Below are 13,888 nucleotides of genomic sequence, written 5' to 3'. Positions count from 1 at the left end.
ACACCGGGCGCCCCTCTCCGTCTCAGGCGCCCCGCGGGTCCTGTGCCGGGATCAGCGCCTCCGACGGATCGCGGTGCGGATGGTCTCGGTCTGCCACGGGATGGCGGTGCCGGGCTCCCGCGCGGGGTCCGGGCTGCCGCCGAACCGCGCGCGCAGGTCGGCCTTGCGGACCTTGCCCGAGGCGGTGCGCGGCAGCTCGTCGACGATCACCACGTTCTTCGGGATCTTGTAGCGCGCGATCCGTCCGTTCAGGTGATCCTGCACGTCCTGCGTCGTGATCGTGACGCCGGACTGCACCGTCAGCACGGCCCAGGGCACCTCGCCCCACCGGTCGTCGGGCACGCCGATGACGGCGGCGCCGGTGACACCGTCGATGTCGAAGAGGTGGTTCTCGACCTCGGCGGGGTAGATGTTCTCGCCGCCCGAGATGATCATGTCCTTCAGGCGATCGGCGATGAACAGGAACCCCTCGGCGTCGAGGTAGCCCATGTCGCCGGTGCGCAGCCAGCCGTCGTCGGTGAAGGCGCGAGCCGTCTCCTCCGGCAGATGGAGGTAGCCCGGGAACACGTTCGGGCCCTTCGCCTCGATCTCCCCGACCGTGCCCGGCGCGACGACCGCGCCGTTCTCGTCGGTGACCCGCACGGCCGAGAAGAAGTGCGGGAGGCCGACGCTTCCCTGCTTGTCGCGCGTGCGGTCGGCCGACAGGGCCGTGTGCCCGGGTGACGTCTCCGTCATCCCGTATCCCTGGGTGAAGTGCAGGCCCCGCTCCTCGTACAGATCCAGGATCCGGGTGGGCACGGCCGATCCGCCGCAGGTGAGGCGCCGCAGGCTCGAGAGGTCGGTGCGCGCCCAGTCGGGGTGATCGGCGAGCAGCTGGTAGGTGGTCGGCACGCCGCTCAGCATCGTGACGCCGTGGGTCTGGATCAGCGCGAGGGCGCGACCGGGATCGAACCGCTTCTCGAGGACGATCGTGCCGCCCTTCAGCACGATCGGCAGCGCGCCCATGCCCATGGCCGCCGCGTGGAACAGCGGCGAGATCAGCAGCGCGACCTCGCTCGAGAGCAGGTCGTAGTCGACCACGCAGTTCAGCGACACCCAGGTGAGGTTGGCGTGCGTGAGCACCGCGCCCTTGGAGCGGCCCGTGGTGCCCGAGGTGTACATGTACACCGCCGGATCCTCCGGCGAGACGTCCGCGACCGGCGGTGCCTCCGCGGGGACCCCCATGAGCCGGCTCAGCCCGGGATCCGTCTCGTCGCCCTCGCCCGTCGGGATCGAATGCGCGATGCCGGCCGCCTCGACGCCGGGCGCCACCTTGTCCCACAGCTCGGGGTCGAACACCAGCAGTCGGGCGCCGCTGTCGGTGAGCACGTGGGCCACCTCCGGCGGGGCGAGGCGCGTGTTCACCGGCACGAACACGGCGCCCAGGCGCGCGGCGCCGAAGAGCGTGAACAGGAAGGCGGGGCTGTTCTCGCCGACGTACGCGACCGCGTCGCCCCGCCCGATGCCCATCGCCGCCAGCACCGCGGCGACGCGACCTGCCGCCTCGGCGAACTCGCCGTAGGTGTACGACTCCTCGCCGAAGATCAGCGCGGTCTTCCCTGGCGTCCGGGTGCGCTGGACGAGCGGCCAGGTGCCGATTCCGGGGTGGCTCATGGCGTCAGCGGTAGAACCGGTAGAGGCCGCGCGCGACGACGGCGGGGCGCCCGGCGCCCTCGATCTCGAATGTCTGGTCGACCGTGAACTGCACCCCGTCGCCCTTGACCTCCTCGACCTCGGCGATGACCGCGTTCATCCGGACCCGGGACCCGACGGGCACCGGCGAGATGAAGCGCACCTTGTCCAGCCCGTAGTTGACCTTCGTGCTCACGCCCTCGACCTCGAGCAGCTCGGTCCAGAACCGCGTCGCGAGCGAGAGCGTCAGGAAGCCGTGGGCGATGGCGCCGCCGAAGGGTCCGTCCTTCGCGCGCTCGGGGTCGGTGTGGATCCACTGGTGGTCGTCGACGGCGTCGGCGAAGGTGTTCACCCGGTCCTGGGCGATCTCGGCCCAGTCGGTCCAGCCGAGGTCGGTCCCCGCGAGCGAGGCGAGCTCGTCGAACGTGGCGGTGGTGGTCATGCTTCCTCCATGGGTGGGGTGGTCAGGCGAAGGCCGATGCGCCGGTGAGCGATCGGCCGACGATGAGGGCGTTGATCTCGTGCGTTCCCTCGTACGAATAGACGGCCTCCGCATCCGCGAAGAACCGGGCGGCGTGATGCTCGAGCAGCAGTCCGTTGCCGCCCAGCACCTCGCGCGCGAGCGCCGCCGTCTCCCGCGCCCGCTCGGCGGTGACCATCTTCGCGAGCGCCGAGCTCTCGTCGCTCCAGCTGCCGGCGTCCTGGTTCGCGGACAGGGCGGCCACCAGCGCGAGCGACGACGTGGTGTTGCCGAGCATGCGGGCGAGCTTCTCCTGCACGAGCTGGAATCCGCCGAGCGAGCGGCCGAACTGCTGCCGCTGCGCCGTGTAGCGCAGGGCCGCATCGAGCGCGCCCGCCTGCAGGCCGGTGGCGATCCACGCCACATCCGAGCGCATGCGCCGCAGCAGCCCGGCGACGTCGCGCCAGCCGTTGACGCCCTGCAGGCGGCGCTCCTCGGCGACGCGCACCCCGCGCAGGGTGATGTGCGCGTTCTGCAGAGGGCGCAGCGAGACCTTGCCGGTGATGATGCGGATGTCCACGCCGGGGTCGTGACGGTCGACGAGGAAGGCCTTGACCTGCCCGTCGGCCTCGTCGCGTGCGAACACCGCGAGCACGTCGGCGGCGTCGGCCCCGCCGATCCAGCGCTTCTCGCCGTCGATCACCCACCCGTCGCCCTCGCGGCGGGCGCGGGTGGCGAGGCCCCCGGCGATGTCGGACCCGTGGTCGGGCTCGGTGAGGCAGAAGACGCCCCGCATCTCGAAGGACCGGACCAGCGGATCAAGCTGCGCGGCCTGCTCCGGAGAGGCGCCATGGCGGATGGTGGTGCGGAACAGGCCCGCCTGGGCCGTGTAGATCGTGGCGGCCGACACATCGGCGCGGGCGAGGATGAAGCACCGGAAGCCCGAGAACATGCTCGAGTCGGCCTCGGACTCCTCGACGCCCTCGGGGTCCATCAGGCGCAGGGGCACAAGCGACCCGAGCACCGCGTCGGGCATGGTCGCGTCGTCCCACGCGCCCGCCATGTGCGGCACGACGTCGCGCTCGAGCGTCTCCGAGAGCCGCTCGAGCACCCGCCGCGCCGGGGCGCTGAGGTGGCGCTCGGCGAAGCCGAGACGGCCGAGCACCGGGTCGTTCATGTCAGGCCCAGCAGCCGCGCGGCGTTGTGCTTCATGATCCCCGGCAGCACCTCGGGCCTGAACGATCCGGCGGTCTCGGCGTCCCGGATCCATCGATCCGGGGTCAGCAGGGGGAAGTCGGATCCGAACAGGATCCGATCCTTCAGGATCGAGTTCGCGTGGCGCACCAGCTCGGCCGGGAAGTACTTGGGGCTCCAGCCCGACAGGTCGATCCACGTCGAGTGCTTGTGGGTGGCGACGGAGAGGGCCTCGTCCTGCCAGGGCACCGAGGGATGCGCCATCACGATCTGGAGCCGCGGGAAAGAGGCGGCCACCTCGTCGAGCAGCATCGGGTTCGACAGCGCCAAGCGCAGCCCTCGCCCGCCCGGCATCCCCGCGCCGATGCCGGTCTGCCCGGTGTGGAACAGCGCGGGCACGCCCGCCTCCTCCAGCAGCGCGTAGAGCGGGAACCAGCGCTCCTCATCCGGCGAGAAGCCCTGCACGGTCGGGTGGAACTTGAAGCCCCTCACGCCGTGGTCCTCCAGCAGGCGCCGCATCTGGTCGATGGCGTCCGCGCGATGCGGGTCGACAGAGCCGTACGGGATCAGGACGTCGCTGTGCCGCGCGGCGCCCTCGGCGATCTCGGCGCTCGAGATCGGCGGCTGCCCGAGGTGGGTGGTCGCGTCGACCGTGAAGACGACCGCCGCCATCCGGCGCTCGCGGTAGTAGGCGGCGATCGCGTCGAGATCGGGCCGGGGCCCGTCCGTGCGGAAGTAGCGGCTCGCCGCCTCCTGCAGATCCGCCGGCAGCGACGAGTGCCCGTGCGCATCGATCTCGATGTGGACGTGCGTGTCGATCGCCTCGATCGCGTCGAGGTCGATCGCGCACTCGTAGCGGGTCACGGGCGCTGCAGGTCTTCGGGCAAGGGCGGGAACGTCTCGCCCACCGACTGGAGCGCGCCGACCGCCTCGGGGAACGACTCGACGAGGGCGTCGTACGTCCAGCCGCCCTCGCGGTACGCGGTGGCGACGGGCTCGGGGTGCGACCACAGCTGGAGACGGTCGCCGCCGACGCCGATCGCCTGACCGGTGACGCCGGACGCCTCGTCCGAGGCGAGGTAGGCGATGAGCCCCGAGACGTCGGCAGAGGTGCCGAAGCCCAGGTCGTGGCGGAAGAAGGCGGGCATCGCCTCGCCCTTCTCGTCGGCCTCCACGGCCGCGGCGAAGTACGGGACAGTCGCCGTCATCGCGGTGGCGGCCACCGGGATGACCGCGTTGACGGTGATCCCGGCCTTCTTGAGCTCCATCGCCCAGGTGCGCACCATGCCGACGATGCCGGCCTTGGCGGCCGCGTAGTTGGTCTGGCCGAAGTTGCCGCGCTGGCCGGTCGGCGATCCGATCGCGATGATCCGGCCGCCCTCGCCCTGCTCGCGGAGGCGGATCGCGGCCTCGCGCACGACGGTGAACGTGCCGCGCAGGTGCACGCCGATGACGGTGTCGAAGTCGTCGTCGCTCATCTTCCAGAGCACGGTGTCACGCAGCACGCCGGCGTTCGTGACGACGATGTCGAGGCGGCCGTAGGTGTCGAACGCGGCGTCGACCAGTGCCTTCGCCGTCTCAGTCGGGCCGACGGGCGCAACGACCGCGGTGGCCGTGCCGCCGGCGCCGACGATCGCGTCGACCGCCTCCGCGGCGGCGGTCTCGTCCACGTCGTTGACGACGACAGACGCGCCCTGCCGAGCGAGCTCCTGCGCGTAGGCGAGGCCGAGGCCTCGGCCCGATCCGGTGACGATGGCGACTTTGCCGGTGAGCGTCATAGGGGAATCTCCTTCGATCGGACTCAGCGAATCGCACATTCTTGAGAATGTCAACGATTGATTCCCTCCATCTTGTAGAGTCGGCTCATGACGAGCGACCTGCGCACCGGCGGACCCCTGCTCAACGACACGGCGTTCCTGCTCGCGCGCGCGAACGCGCAGTCGCTCGCCGCGGCCCACGCGGCCCTCGCCGAGCACGGCCTGCGGGTGCGCTCGTACACGGTGCTCGCGCTCGCCGTCTCGGAGGAGCGCCTGTCGCAGCGCGACATCGCCGAGTACCTGCGGCTCGATCCGAGCCAGGTGGTCGCCCTGGTCGACGATCTCCAGACGCGCGGCCTGGTCACCCGCGAGCCCGACCCGAACGACCGCCGGGCGAAGGCCGTGATCGCGACCCCCGCGGGTCGTCGCCTGCACACGCAGGCGGAGGCCGCCGTGAACGCCGCCGAGCGCGACCTGCTCTCGGTACTCGCCGCGGACGAGCAGGCCGTGCTGCGCGACCTGCTGCTGCGACTCGGCTTCCCCGCCTGACACCCGCGCCACGCCTCGCGACGCGCGGCCGCCCTCTGGCGGGTTGATACAGTCTCAGCGTGGATGAGATCCCGCGCGATCCGCGAGGCGAACCGGCGACGGCGCGGCTCAACTACAGCGCATACCGGCTGGCACGGGCGCTGAACCGCTTCGCGGAGAACACCGCTCTCGCTCACGGCGTCACGCTCTCGCAGTTCTTTGTGCTCCAGGTGCTCGGCGAGGGCCTGCCGCTGTCGAACGCGGCACTCGCGCGGCGCACGTTCGTGAGCGCGCAGGCCGCGCACACGGTGTCGAACGAGCTCATCGAGCTCGGTCTCGTCGAGCGCGGGGCACACCCGTCCAACCGACGCATCCGCCTCGTTCAGCTCACAGAACCGGGCTGGGACGTCCTGGAGCAGTGTCACGCCGAGCTGCGCGCGCACGAGGAGCGTCTGCGCTCCCTCATCGGCCGCGAGATGCGCGGCCCTCTCGCCGACGTACTCGACCGCGGCGCGGAGGCGCTGGCCGGCGGCTACTTCGGCGATGACGAGGCCGAGGTGGCGGCGATCGGCCGGCGCCTCTCGACCGTCCGCCCCCGGCACATCCCCTCGCGCCTCGCCCGGGCACGGCTCCGCGCCGCCTCCGCGGGCGACGACCCCGAGATCGCCGCCGACGACGCCGAGGAGTGAGCATCACGGCCGGCGCGGCACACGCACCGCGACGAACGCGCCGCACGCCAGAGCCGCCAGACCGCCGATCGCGAGCGACATCCGCCCCGACGACGCGTCGATGACCCACCCCATCAGCAGTCCCCCGAAGGGCACCATCCCGTAGCTGCCCAGGGTCACGAGCGACATCACCCGCCCGATCGCCTCGGGGCGCGCCGACGACTGCGCCGCCGAGTTCACCACGCCCTGGTAGTAGCCGATCGCCAGCCCCAGCAGGGGGCCCGCAAGCAGGAACAGCGCCAGCGTGGGGGCGCCCGCGGTCAGCAGCAGCGCGATCCCGAAGGCGGCAGTCGCGGGCACGAGGGAGCGCACGCCCACGCGCGGCAGCATCGCGGCGAGACCTCCTCCGACGACCGCGCCGACGGCGTTGAGCGAGTGAGCGAGGCCGACCGCCTGCGCGTCTGCGCCGTACGTGAGATCGACCGTCGCGGTGAGGACCAGACCGAAGTTCATCGCGAACAGCGCCACGACCACGTTGACCAGCAGCAGAGTGGACACCGAGCGGTCCCGCAGCAGGTCCCCCGCTCGCACGCTCTCGGATCCGGCCACCGGGCGCGGATGCAGGGACTTCGGACGGATGAGCAGCAGCGAGATGCCGACCAGCGCGAACGAGGCCGCGTTCGCGAGCATGCAGGCGGGTGCGCCGAGCTGGGCGAAGGCGATGCCCGCGAGCCCGGGCCCGATCGACCGCGCCGCGGCGAGCGCGATGGTGCTGATCGAGACCGCCCGCGAGAGCGAGGCCGGTCCGACGAGCTCGAAGATGATCGTCTGGGCCGCGATGCGCTCGAAGGTCTGCACGGTGCCGAGCGCCCCGACGCCCGCGTAGATCAGGATCAGATCGGGCTCCTCGGCCGCGACGACGACCCCGAGGGACGCCGCGACCGCCGCGGCCAGCGCGGACGTGACCAGCAGGATCGTGCGCGGTCGCACCCGGTCGGCCAGCCGTCCCGCGAGCACACCCCAGACGAGGATGGGCAGGAACTGCCCGACCGTCACCCCACTCAGCGCCTGAGCGCTGCCCGTCGCGGCGAGCACAACGAGCTGCAGGGCGAGATTCTGGAACCAGGTGCCCACGTTCGAGACGACCTGTCCTGCGAAGAACAGCGCGAATCCGCGCTGCCGCAGGGGCTCGAAGGCGCCCATGCCCGCCTCAGGCGCGGCCGGGCACGCGAGTGCGGAGGAACTCCACGATCCGCTCGGGGATGCGGGCGGCCCCGGTGGACCGCGCGTCGGCGTTGTTCGCGCGGATCTCGAGCACCGGGATCCCCGCGCCTTCGAGCGCCTCCGTGATGAAGCCGCCTCCCGGGGTGTCGTCGGCGACGAGGTGCACCACGCCGTCGACATCGTGGCTGAGGGCCTCCTTGAGGTACCAATCCGACGACCACGGCGGCACGTACAGCTGGTCGGTGATCCCCACGAAGCGCGCCGCGAGGGCGCGCACCGGGTCGTCGCCGAAGCGCTGATAGCCGTCGGCGGCGATCGCGAGGTACATCGACCAGACGAAGACCGCGCCGAACTCGTCCTGGAATCGCTGGTACATCGCCAGGTCCGACCAGAGCCCGCGCCCGATCCACATCAGGCGCCGTCGTTCCCCGGGGCACACCCCCTGGCCGCCGGCCACCCGATCGGCGACCTCATCGTGGAGCGCGCGTGCCGCATCGACCGCCCACTGCGTGCCGCGATGCCACTGCGGCACCATCACGGCCGGCATCGTGTCATTCACGGTGACGGGGGTGGGCCGGGCCGTCGCCACCAGATCGCGGGTGCGGCGATTCCACTCGGCGTGCTCGTTCCCGAGCCGCATGATCTCCGCGAGCCGCTCGCGGTCGAGGCGCCGATGGGTGCGGTGCTCCAGCCAGGCGATCATCTCCTCGATCTCGGCCTGCAGCAGGTCGAGCCTGTCGGTGCCGAACGCCGTCTCCCACTCATGCGGCACCAGCTCCCACCAGCGCTCGGGCACGGGATCGGCCGCGGTCCGCGAGAGCAGGAAGGTCTCGGTGCCCGGTCGCTCGCCCCACTGCTCGAAGATCTTCTGCGTCACGTCGCCGCTGCGCTCGGCGATCGCGAAGGCGGGGGCGGGAAGCCCTCCCCAGGGCCGCGCGTCAGGAGGAAGGTCCTGCTCGCCCAACGGCATGGCGTCGTACTGCAGGCTGAAGTCGGGCAGCCCCCGGGCGGCGACCCGCTCCATCGCCGCGGGACCGGCCTGCTTCGCCGCGATGATCGACGACCACCACTGGGTCACGACATACGGGATGTCCAGGGCCCGCAGGACCTCGTGAGGCACGTCGGCGTTGACGATCGCGATCTGCTCGCCGGCGCGCGAGTGCGCCGCCGTCCGCGAGAACCACTCCTTCTGGTAGCGGGTGACGGCGACCGCCGCAGCGAGCCGGTCGGTCATGTCAGCACTCCCCGGGGAAGGCTTCGCACGAGCGCCCCCGCCGCATCGCGAGCCTCCGCGAGGGCCGCATCCGGACCGATCCGCAGACGCGCCACGAACGGCAGCCCCCGCGCCTCCGCGACCCGGCGCTGGGCGGGGACGTCCCACGCGGGCCCGTCGTCGAGCTCCCGCGCGAGGGCGATCACGCCCGAGGCGGCGGTCGCGTCCAGACGGCGGCCCAGCTCGTCGGCCCGCTCCGCGGCGAGCGAGCGGGCGGCGAGCGGTGGACGCGCGGCGTGCCGGGTCGCAAGCAGCCGGATCACCGCATCGGGGTCGGCAGCCTGCACCGCGTCGCCGATCCAGGCCGCGTCGCCCGTGTCGTGATCCTCCCCCACCACACGAAGCCCGGCCCTCTCGATCTCCTCGTACGCCGCGGCGTCGGGGTGGGCGCTGCCCGTGACGAAGACGGGCGCACCCGCGGCAGCCCCCTCCGCCGCGTCGACGACAGCTGCCGCGTCTTCCGGCGGCAGGGTCGCGGCCGCTCGATATGCGACGAGCGCCGCGGGCCCCGAGCACCGTCCCGACCGACGGCGCTCCCGCAGGCGGGCCAGCGCGTCTCCGAGGCGGAGTTCGCGTTCGGCCGCTGCTCCGAGGCCCGCCGGCTCGAGCGGCATGCCGGTCAGGGAGACGACGAAGGCGGCGAGGCGCTCGTACTGCCGCGCGACGAAGCGCTCGCGGGCCGGGCCCCCGCCACGAGGGGCGTCGACCAGGTGCACGGGATACGGCACCCTCCCCCGCGCGGCGAGGATGCGCAGCACGTAGAAGAGCCGCAGGTGCGCGGTCGAGTCGTTGCAGATCACAAGCCCGGCGAGGTCCCGGTGCTCACCGGCGAGCAGCGTGTCGAGGAGACGTGCCGCGACCGCATCCACCGCGCCCGGGAGCTCGGCCGCGGCGACGGACACCGGCCCCACCCACGATCCGAAGACCCGCACGGGTGTCGCGCCCACGGCGAGCAGCAGCTGACGGGGGACGTCCGCTCCGATCACCCCGATCCGCAGTGGCCCGAGCATCGGGGCGCGGGGCGTCACAGCACTCCATCTCGCCGCAGCGCGGCGATACGGTCGTCGTCGTAGCCCACCGCGCGCAGCACGGTCTCGGTGTGCTCCCCCAGTCCCGGCGCGGGGCGCGACAGGTCGACCTGGCTGTCGGAGAACACCACGGGCAGTCCGGATCCGTACAGGCCCTCGAAGTGCCCGAACTTCGGGTGAATCAGAGGCACCACCTCGGCGCGCCCGGTGACCTGAGGATCTCTCACCGCCTCGGCGGTCGACCGCACGGGCGCGGCGGGCGCGCCGTGTCGGTCGAGCGCTCCCAGCACCTCGCCCAGCTCACGCTCCGCCGCCCATCCGGCGATGAGCGCGTGCAGCCTGTCGGCATGCGCGACCCGCGCATCGCGCGTGCCGAAGTCGGCCGAGTCGAGCAGGTCCTCGCGCCCGATCGCCCGCAGCACGCCGGTGGCGAACTGATCGGTCGGCGCGCAGATGGCGAACCACCCGTCGACGGCCCGGAACGTGCCGAACGGCGCCAGGCGCGGCACGTAAGCCCCGGTCCGCAGTGGAAAGCCCACCGATTCCAGCGCGTCGAACGGCTCGCAGGCGACGAGGGAGGTCAGCGCGCCGAGCATCGACACGTCGACATGCTGCCCCTGGCCCGTCTTCTCCGCCTGCAGCACCGCGGCGAGGGTTCCGATGACCGCGAACAGCGGCGCCACGAGGTCGCCGACCGGCAGACCAAAGCGCACGGGCGGATCCCCCGGCTCGCCCGCGGTGGTCATGACCCCGCTCAGGGCCTGGATGATCGTGTCCATCGCCTTGCGGTCCCCGTGATCGCCCGTGGCGCCGAAGCCGCTGATGGACGTGTAGACGAGCTTCTCGTTCAAGCCCCTGACCGACGCGTAGTCGATGCCGAGGCGACGCGTCACCCCCGCGCTGTAGTTCTCGACCACGATGTCCGCCTCGCGCATCAGATCGAACAGCACGTCGCGGCTCTCCGGATGCTTGAGGTTGAGGGTCACCGACTCCTTGCCGCGCCCGCGCAACATCATCGATACCGACATGTCGTCGGGCGACGTGCGGCGCAGACTCAGCCCGTCGGCCGTCACGTAGGGCGAGTTGTCGCGCGACGAGTCGCCGCCCCGGGTCGGGTTCTCCACCTTGATGACCCGCGCGCCGAGTCCGGCCAGCAGCAGCGTCGCGTACGGCCCGGCCAGAGCCGTGGTCAAGTCGATCACGGTCTTGCCGGCCAGTGGTGCCGTGGTCATCTCGGTCCCTCCTCGAGGCGGATGGTGAGGCGGTCGCCCTCCCAGTCGAAAGCGGTCGACAGCCCCGCGTCGCGTGTGATGTCACGGATGTACTCAGCGACGCGATCGCCGCCGTCGGCTCGCGCGACGGGAACCGGCCGCGCGGCGTCGTCGATGCGGCAGGGGATCAGACCGGCCGTGACGGTTCCCGAACAATCGATGTCGATCACGGCGATCGCCGTGTTCCGGCTGTCGGGATGGAACGGATAGTCGGGCATCGCGGGATCGGGCTCGAAGCCGAACAGGCGCCGGCGCTCGCGCGCCCAGGCACGGCGCTCGGGGCTGTCGCCGTCCCCCGACAGGGCGCGGGTCACCGTGGCGAAGTTGCCGAGGCCGTGGAAGATCGGCCGCCCGGCGTGCACCTCGATCCCCTTCATGATGTGGGCGTGGTGCCCGATGACGGCGGCCGCGCCCGCGTCGATCGCCGCACGGGCGATCTCGTGCTCGTACGCGGCGATGTCGACCGGCTGGTGCACGAGCCCCTTGTGCAGGGCGACGATCACCGACACGTCGTCGTCGACGGCGTGCCTGCGGATCTCCTCGGCCATCACGCCCAGCGTGCGCGGCTCCGCGAAGGTGTGGACGCGGGGCGGGCCGCCGGGGTTCGCGCCGCGGGGCTCGTAGTGCGTGATCACCTCCACGTAGGCGCATCCGGGCTTCCCGCTGCCCGCCCAGGATTCGCGGGGACCGACGCAGTTCACGCTCAGCACCACAATGCGGCGCCCCTCCCGTTCGATCACGGCCGGCTCCCACGCCTCGCGAAGATCGGCGCCGGCGCCGGTGACGGCCATTCCTCGCGTGAGGCAGTGCGCGCGGGTGTCGGCGATCCCCTTCTGGCCGAGGTCGAACACGTGGTTCCCCGCGAGGGTGAGGACGTCGAAACCGACCGCGGCGACCCCGTCGAGGGCGCTGGGCGGCGCGGGCAGCGCGGGCACGTCGGTCGACATCGTCACCGTCGCGTCCGTGTGGGGCACCTCCAGATGCCCGATGAGCACATCCGCGGCGCCCAGCGCCGCTGCGGCGGCGGCGAGCAGCGGCGCGCTGTCGGGGCGCTCCAGCACGAGGTCTCCGGTCGCGAGGACGCGGGTCATTCGGCGGCCTCGGCGGATGAGCGCCCCGAGCGCGCGAGGAAGGCGCGCAGCCGCGCCGACCGCGGGTCGTCGAAGAAGTCCTCCGCGGGTCGGTCCTCCACCACCCGCCCGTCGGCCATGAACACGCATCGATCCGCGACGCTCCGTGCGAACTCCAGCTCGTGCGTCACGACGATCATGGTGCGTCCGCTCGCGGCGAGCCGCTTCATGGTCTGCAGCACCTCGTCGACGAGCTCGGGGTCGAGGGCGCTGGTGGGCTCGTCGAACAGCAGGATCCGCGGGTCGACGGCCACGCTCCGGGCGATCGCGACGCGCTGCTGCTGCCCGCCGGAGAGCTGGCGCGGGTAGGCATCGGCCTTGTCGGACAGGCCGACGCGCTCGAGCAGCTCGCGCGCTCGCGCCTCCGCCTGCGCCGCGGAGAGGCCGTGCACCGTGTGCGGCGCCTCGGCCACGTTGCGCAGCACGGTCCAATGCGGGAACAGGTTGAACTGCTGGAACACCATGCTCATGCGGCGTCGCTGCCCTCGCCGCCCCGCGTCCGTCATCGGCCGCAGGTGGCCCCGGATCTCCTCGTAGCCGAGCAGCTCTCCGTCCAGGAGCATCGCCCCGCCGTCGATCTCCTCGAGCTGGTCGATGCACCGGACGAGGGTGGACTTGCCCGAGCCGGATGGCCCGAGGATGGCGACGACCTCGCCCTCATAGACCTTGAGGCTGACGCCATCGAGCGCGGTGGTGTCGCCGAAGTGCTTGCGCACGTCGGAGACCTCGAGCACGGGCACCTCGTCGATCGTCTCCGGGGTGACGATCAGACCGGACGTCTCGGCGATCATGCGGCGGCCTCCCTGGTCCGGCGCGCGGGTCTGCGCAGTGCGGTGCGCGCGCTGCCACGCCCGAAGTGGTCCTCGACCCGGCGCTGCACCAGGGTGAGGGCGGTGACGACGACGAGGTACCAGAACACGGCGACGATCAGCATGGGGACCACCTCGTAGGTGCGGTTGTAGATGACCTGCACGGCGTGCAGCAGATCGCCCATGGCGATGACGCTCACCAGCGACGTCCCCTTGAGCAGAGCGATCACCTGCGATCCGCTCGGCGGGATGATCACGCGCATGGCCTGCGGCAGCACGATGCGGCTGAACGTGCGCCACCTGCTGAATCCCATGGCGGCGGCCGCATCGCGCTGCCCCTGATCGACCGAGAGGATGCCCGCGCGGATGATCTCGGCCATGTACGCCGCCTCGTGCAGCGACAGCCCGATGATCGCCGCGGTCAGCGGCGTGATGAGGTCGTTGGTCGACCAGCCGATCAGCTCGGGCCCGAAGGGGATCCCGATCGAGATCCGCGGCAGGAGATACGCGAGGTTGAACCAGAAGATGAGCTGCACCAGCGGCGGGATGCCGCGGAACACGCCGACGAAGCCGACACACGCCGCGCGCAGCGGCCAGAAGTCGGACAGCTGACCCGCGGCGAGCGCCGTGCCCAGCAGCGAGCCGAGCACCATGCCGATGACGGTGAGCAGCAAGCTCATCCCGAGTCCGACGAGCACGGTCGGGTGGAACAGGTAGGCGCCCACCACATCCCATTCGAACCGCTCGTTGCTCGCCAGGAACCACAGCAGCCCCAGCCCGATCACGAGCAGGACGAGAGCCCCGACGATGCGGCCGGGCCGGATGCGCGGTCGGGCGGTGGCCACGTCCACGGTCGGCGCCTCGATGACGGTCAT

14 protein-coding genes are annotated in these 13,888 nt (G+C 72.0%); 2 read left to right on the top strand and 12 right to left on the bottom strand.

Features of this window, described 5'->3' with window-relative positions:
- Nucleotides 1–51: 51 nt before the first annotated feature.
- Genes ACOKGD_RS03670 through ACOKGD_RS03650 form a run of 5 tightly spaced genes read right to left on the bottom strand, consistent with a single transcriptional unit; the run spans nucleotide 52 to nucleotide 5,103 of the window.
- A complete protein-coding gene (locus ACOKGD_RS03670) occupies nucleotides 52–1,653 on the bottom strand; it encodes an acyl-CoA synthetase (protein WP_342336718.1) in 1,602 nt (533 codons plus the stop codon).
- 4 nt (nucleotides 1,654–1,657) lie between these two features.
- Nucleotides 1,658–2,113: a MaoC family dehydratase gene (locus ACOKGD_RS03665; protein ID WP_342336719.1), complete on the bottom strand. Its 456-nt coding sequence runs from the start codon at nucleotides 2,111–2,113 to the stop codon at nucleotides 1,658–1,660.
- A 22-nt stretch (nucleotides 2,114–2,135) separates the two neighbouring features.
- Nucleotides 2,136–3,308, bottom strand: a complete 1,173-nt coding sequence (locus ACOKGD_RS03660) for an acyl-CoA dehydrogenase family protein (RefSeq protein ID WP_342336720.1) — start codon at nucleotides 3,306–3,308, stop codon at nucleotides 2,136–2,138.
- Nucleotides 3,305–4,189, bottom strand: a complete 885-nt coding sequence (locus ACOKGD_RS03655; protein ID WP_342336721.1) for an amidohydrolase family protein — start codon at nucleotides 4,187–4,189, stop codon at nucleotides 3,305–3,307. Before ACOKGD_RS03655 ends, ACOKGD_RS03660 begins: the two co-directional genes overlap by 4 nt.
- Nucleotides 4,186–5,103: an SDR family oxidoreductase gene (locus ACOKGD_RS03650; RefSeq protein WP_342336722.1), complete on the bottom strand. Its 918-nt coding sequence runs from the start codon at nucleotides 5,101–5,103 to the stop codon at nucleotides 4,186–4,188. Before ACOKGD_RS03650 ends, ACOKGD_RS03655 begins: the two co-directional genes overlap by 4 nt.
- A gap of 87 nt (nucleotides 5,104–5,190) precedes the next feature.
- Between ACOKGD_RS03650 and ACOKGD_RS03645 the strand changes: the two genes are divergently transcribed.
- Together ACOKGD_RS03645 and ACOKGD_RS03640 are read left to right on the top strand one after the other, a co-directional pair.
- The gene (locus tag ACOKGD_RS03645) at nucleotides 5,191–5,631 is read left to right on the top strand and encodes a MarR family winged helix-turn-helix transcriptional regulator (protein ID WP_342336723.1); all 441 of its coding nucleotides are present in this window, start codon (nucleotides 5,191–5,193) and stop codon (nucleotides 5,629–5,631) included.
- Nucleotides 5,632–5,690: 59 nt separating this feature from the next.
- The gene (locus ACOKGD_RS03640; RefSeq protein ID WP_342336724.1) at nucleotides 5,691–6,299 is read left to right on the top strand and encodes a MarR family winged helix-turn-helix transcriptional regulator; all 609 of its coding nucleotides are present in this window, start codon (nucleotides 5,691–5,693) and stop codon (nucleotides 6,297–6,299) included.
- 3 nt (nucleotides 6,300–6,302) lie between these two features.
- Here the strand turns inward: ACOKGD_RS03640 and ACOKGD_RS03635 are convergent, their stop codons facing one another.
- Genes ACOKGD_RS03635 through ACOKGD_RS03605 form a run of 7 tightly spaced genes read right to left on the bottom strand, consistent with a single transcriptional unit; the run spans nucleotide 6,303 to nucleotide 13,888 of the window.
- The gene (locus ACOKGD_RS03635) at nucleotides 6,303–7,481 is read right to left on the bottom strand and encodes an MFS transporter (protein ID WP_342336725.1); all 1,179 of its coding nucleotides are present in this window, start codon (nucleotides 7,479–7,481) and stop codon (nucleotides 6,303–6,305) included.
- Between the two features lie 7 nt (nucleotides 7,482–7,488).
- Entirely contained in the window at nucleotides 7,489–8,736 is a 1,248-nt protein-coding gene (locus ACOKGD_RS03630; RefSeq protein ID WP_342336726.1) for a 2-hydroxyacyl-CoA dehydratase family protein, read from the bottom strand.
- Entirely contained in the window at nucleotides 8,733–9,803 is a 1,071-nt protein-coding gene (locus ACOKGD_RS03625) for a 2-hydroxyacyl-CoA dehydratase family protein (RefSeq protein WP_342336728.1), read from the bottom strand. Before ACOKGD_RS03625 ends, ACOKGD_RS03630 begins: the two co-directional genes overlap by 4 nt.
- The gene (locus ACOKGD_RS03620; protein WP_342336729.1) at nucleotides 9,800–11,035 is read right to left on the bottom strand and encodes a CaiB/BaiF CoA transferase family protein; all 1,236 of its coding nucleotides are present in this window, start codon (nucleotides 11,033–11,035) and stop codon (nucleotides 9,800–9,802) included. Before ACOKGD_RS03620 ends, ACOKGD_RS03625 begins: the two co-directional genes overlap by 4 nt.
- Nucleotides 11,032–12,165: a CapA family protein gene (locus ACOKGD_RS03615; protein WP_342336730.1), complete on the bottom strand. Its 1,134-nt coding sequence runs from the start codon at nucleotides 12,163–12,165 to the stop codon at nucleotides 11,032–11,034. Before ACOKGD_RS03615 ends, ACOKGD_RS03620 begins: the two co-directional genes overlap by 4 nt.
- Nucleotides 12,162–12,995 (bottom strand): amino acid ABC transporter ATP-binding protein, encoded by an 834-nt coding sequence (locus tag ACOKGD_RS03610; RefSeq protein ID WP_342336731.1) that lies wholly within the window; start codon nucleotides 12,993–12,995, stop codon nucleotides 12,162–12,164. Before ACOKGD_RS03610 ends, ACOKGD_RS03615 begins: the two co-directional genes overlap by 4 nt.
- Nucleotides 12,992–13,888 carry an amino acid ABC transporter permease gene (locus ACOKGD_RS03605; protein WP_342336732.1) on the bottom strand — a complete coding sequence of 299 codons (897 nt, stop codon included), beginning with the start codon at nucleotides 13,886–13,888 and terminating at the stop codon, nucleotides 12,992–12,994. The genes ACOKGD_RS03610 and ACOKGD_RS03605 overlap by 4 nt, the downstream gene beginning before the upstream one ends.

Origin of the sequence: Microbacterium phosphatis, assembly GCF_049177115.1 — a bacterium.
GTDB classification, from domain to species: Bacteria; Actinomycetota; Actinomycetes; order Actinomycetales; family Microbacteriaceae; genus Microbacterium; species Microbacterium phosphatis.
This window is presented reverse-complemented; position numbering and strand designations above follow the sequence as displayed.

Bases quoted from the DNA above. Each gene is read 5' to 3' on its own strand.
- ACOKGD_RS03615 (WP_342336730.1), bottom strand. From the start codon at position 12,165: ATGACCCGCGTCCTCGCGACCGGAGACCTCGTGCTGGAGCGCCCCGAC.
- ACOKGD_RS03635 (WP_342336725.1), bottom strand. From the start codon at position 7,481: ATGGGCGCCTTCGAGCCCCTGCGGCAGCGCGGATTCGCGCTGTTCTTC.
- ACOKGD_RS03620 (WP_342336729.1), bottom strand. From the start codon at position 11,035: ATGACCACGGCACCACTGGCCGGCAAGACCGTGATCGACTTGACCACG.
- ACOKGD_RS03630 (WP_342336726.1), bottom strand. From the start codon at position 8,736: ATGACCGACCGGCTCGCTGCGGCGGTCGCCGTCACCCGCTACCAGAAG.
- ACOKGD_RS03670 (WP_342336718.1), bottom strand. From the start codon at position 1,653: ATGAGCCACCCCGGAATCGGCACCTGGCCGCTCGTCCAGCGCACCCGG.
- ACOKGD_RS03645 (WP_342336723.1), top strand. From the start codon at position 5,191: ATGACGAGCGACCTGCGCACCGGCGGACCCCTGCTCAACGACACGGCG.
- ACOKGD_RS03665 (WP_342336719.1), bottom strand. From the start codon at position 2,113: ATGACCACCACCGCCACGTTCGACGAGCTCGCCTCGCTCGCGGGGACC.
- ACOKGD_RS03650 (WP_342336722.1), bottom strand. From the start codon at position 5,103: ATGACGCTCACCGGCAAAGTCGCCATCGTCACCGGATCGGGCCGAGGC.
- ACOKGD_RS03610 (WP_342336731.1), bottom strand. From the start codon at position 12,995: ATGATCGCCGAGACGTCCGGTCTGATCGTCACCCCGGAGACGATCGAC.
- ACOKGD_RS03605 (WP_342336732.1), bottom strand. From the start codon at position 13,888: ATGACCGTCATCGAGGCGCCGACCGTGGACGTGGCCACCGCCCGACCG.
- ACOKGD_RS03660 (WP_342336720.1), bottom strand. From the start codon at position 3,308: ATGAACGACCCGGTGCTCGGCCGTCTCGGCTTCGCCGAGCGCCACCTC.